The 3,361-nt window shown below is 73.0% G+C and carries 1 protein-coding gene; it reads right to left on the bottom strand.

Features of this window, described 5'->3' with window-relative positions; translation table 11 throughout:
• Positions 1 to 3,361: non-ribosomal peptide synthetase (locus KN815_RS00715; RefSeq protein ID WP_216339121.1), on the bottom strand; the 3,361-nt coding region annotated here is incomplete at both ends.

Below are 3,361 nucleotides of genomic sequence, written 5' to 3'. Positions count from 1 at the left end.
GCCTGGACGTTGTTCTGGAGCACCAGCATGACCTGGAAGAGCGGGTTGCGCGCCATCGAGCGGGCCGGGTTGAGCACCTCGACCAGCCGTTCGAAGGGGGTGTCCTGATGGGCGTAGGCGGCCAGATCGGTGTCCCGGACGCGGGCCAGCAGCTCCCGGAAGGTCGGGTTGCCCGAGGTGTCCGTGCGCAGCACCAGGGTGTTGACGAAGAAGCCCACGAGGTCGTCCAGCGCCTCGTCGGTGCGGCCCGCGATCGGGCTGCCCAGCGGGATGTCGGTACCCGCCCCCATCCGGGTCAGCAGCGCCGCGAGCCCGGCCTGGACCACCATGAAGGCGCTGGCCCGGTTCTCGCGGGCGAGTCCGGCCAGCCGCTGGTGCAGTTCGGGGCCGATCCGTACGGGGACGGTGCCGCCCGCCCCGCTGGCGACCGCGGGGCGGGGGCGGTCGGTGGGCAGCTCCAACTGGTCGGGGAGACCGGCCAGGGCGTCGGTCCAGAAGGCGAGCTGCCGGGAGATGGGGGTCTCGGGGTCGCTCTCGTCGCCGAGCACCTCCCGCTGCCAGATGCTGTAGTCGGCATAGCCCACCCGCAGCGGTGTCCACCGGGGCGCCGCACCGGCCAGCCGGGCCTCGTAGGCAAAGGACAGGTCGCGGGCGAGCGGTGCCGCGGAGGCCCCGTCGCTGGTGATGTGGTGCATCACCAGCAGCAGCACATGACTGTCCGGGGCGAGTGCGAACAGCCTTGTGCGCAGCGGGAGTTCGCGGGTGAGGTCGAATCCGGTGGCGGCCTCGGCGGCCAGCCGACCGGGCAGGGACGCCTCGTCGGTGTCGGTGACCGGGAGCGCGGGCCGGGCCGTCCCGGCGTCCACGATCTTCTGATAGGCGCCGCCGTCCGCGTCCGGCCCGGTGGTCTCGGGGAAGACGGTGCGCAGGCTCTCGTGCCGGGCCACCACATCGCCGAGGGCCGCGCGCAGCGCCTCGCGGTCCAGGTCACCGGTCAGGCGCAGGGCCAGCGGCACGTTGTAGGCGCCGCTGTCGCCGTCGAACCGGTTGAGGAACCACAGCCGGCGCTGGGCGTACGACAGCGGGATCCGTCCGGTCCGCTCGGCCGGGACCAGCGGCGCCCTGCCTCCTGTGCCAAGGGCCAGGGACGTGGCGAGCCGGGCCACGGTGGGCATTTCGAACAGCGTCCTGACCTGAAGCTCGACCCCGAAGGCGGACCGGATCCGGTTCACCAGGCGGGTGGCGAGCAGCGAGTGGCCGCCCAGGTCGAAGAAGTCGTCGTCGGGGCCGACCCGGGGCAGGCCGAGCACCTCGGCGAACACCTCGCACAGCAGCTCTTCCTGCGGGGTGCGCGGGGCCCGTCCGGAGCCGCCGGCCGACGCCCCGAAGTCGGGGGCGGGCAGCGCCTTGCGGTCCACCTTGCCATTGGGGGTGAGCGGCAGGGCGTCCATGGCCATCAGCACCGCGGGCACCATCGCCTCCGGCAGCGCCCCGGCGAGTTCGGAGCGCACCTGCCGGGGGTCGACCGCGCCGACGATATGGCCGACCAGGCGGCTCTGCCCCGCGGGGTCGGTGCCGACCGTGACCACCGCGTCGGTCACCGCGGGGATCGCGCGCAGCGCGGCCTCCACCTCGCCCAGTTCGATGCGCTGTCCGCGGATCTTGACCTGGTGGTCGAGGCGGCCGAGGAACTCCAGTTGTCCGTCGGGCAGCCGTCGCACCCGGTCGCCGGTGCGGTACAGCCGGCTGCCGGGCTCGTCCGCATACGGGTCGGCCACGAAGGTGACCGCGGTGCGCCGGGCTTCACCGACGTAGCCGTATCCGACGCCGGTGCCGCCCACATACAGCTCGCCGGGGACGCCGACCGGGACCGGCTGGAGCCGGGTGTCCAGGACGTAGAGCCGGGTGTTGCGGATGGTGGCGCCGATCGGTACCCGGACGCCGCCGAGCGGGGTGGCGGAGTCGATGACGGCGTGGGTGACGTCGTCCGAGCACTCGGTCGGGCCGTACGCGTTGACCAGCGGAATGTGCGGATAGCGGGCGAACCAGCGGGCGCACAGATCCGGCGGGAGGGCCTCGCCGGTCACCATCAGCCAGCGCAGCTTGGGCAGTTCGACGGGTTCGGCGCCGGACTCCCAGGCGTCCAGGGCGGTGCGCAGCAGGGAGGGGACGACCTCGAGGACGGTGATCCGCTCCTCGGCGACCCGGGTGAACAGCGCCTGCGGATCCAGTGCGGTGTCCTCGCCGACCAGTCGCACCCGGCCGCCGGCGACAAGGCCGGACAGCATCTGCCACACCGAGATGTCGAACGTCAGCGGGGCGTTGGCCACCACGCTGTCGGTGTCCGTCATCCCCAGGTCCTCGATCTTGGCGAGGAGGTGGTTGACCATGCCGCGCCGGTGCACCATCGCGCCCTTGGGGCGGCCGGTGGAACCGGAGGTGAAGATCACGTAGGCGAGGTGGCCGGGGCCACCGGCGACGGGCAGCAGTTCGTCGGCGTCGTCGGCCGCGTCGTCCAGCGCCAGCACCTCGACGGGGATCTCCGCCGCCTCGGCCAACTCCCTTGCTCGTTCAAGGTGTTCGGGCGCGGCCAGCAGCCTGCGGGCGCCGCTGTCGGCGAGCATTCCGGCGCTGCGCTGCCGCGGGGCGCGCGGGTCGAGCGGCACATAGGCGGCGCCGATGCCGAGGACGGCGAGGACGGCCGTGGGCACCTGAACGGTGCGGTCGGAGAGGATCGCGACGACCGAACCGGCGTCCGCGCCGCTCGCCAGCAGCCTGCGGGAGAGGGCGCTCGCGCGGGCCACCAGGGTGGCGTAGTCGACGGTGTGGTGGTCATCGGTGAGGGCGGTGGCCTCGGGGTGGCGGGCGGCGATCTCCCGGACCCGTTCCACGACCCCGGTGATGCCGGTGTCGCGCTCGGTGCGGTTCCAGTCGAGCAGCAGTTGCCGCCGCTCCCCCGGTTCGATGATGTCCAGGTCCCCCACCGGGTGGTCGGGCTCGGCGACGGCGGCCTGGAGGAACCGCACGAAGCAGCCGAGCAGCCGCTGTGCGGTGGGGTGGTCGAACAGGTCGGTGCTGTAGTCGAACCGGCCGTCCAGACCCTGCGGCGCGCCGTCCTCGGCGTAGCGCTCGGTGAGGTCGAAGGACAGGTCGAACTGGGCGGCGTGGGCGCCCGCGGTCTCCACGGTGACGTCCAGTCCGGGCAGCCGCAGATCGGCCTGGACGTTGTTCTGGAGCACCAGCATGACCTGGAAGAGCGGGTTGCGCGCCATCGAGCGGGCCGGGTTGAGCACCTCGACCAGCCGTTCGAAGGGGGTGTCCTGATGGGCGTAGGCGGCCAGATCGGTGTCCCGGACGCGGG

Source organism: Streptomyces niphimycinicus (genome assembly GCF_018883605.1).
GTDB classification, from domain to species: Bacteria; Actinomycetota; Actinomycetes; order Streptomycetales; family Streptomycetaceae; genus Streptomyces; species Streptomyces niphimycinicus.
The sequence above is the reverse complement of the archived record's forward strand: the minus strand, read 5'-3'. Positions and strand labels throughout refer to the sequence as shown.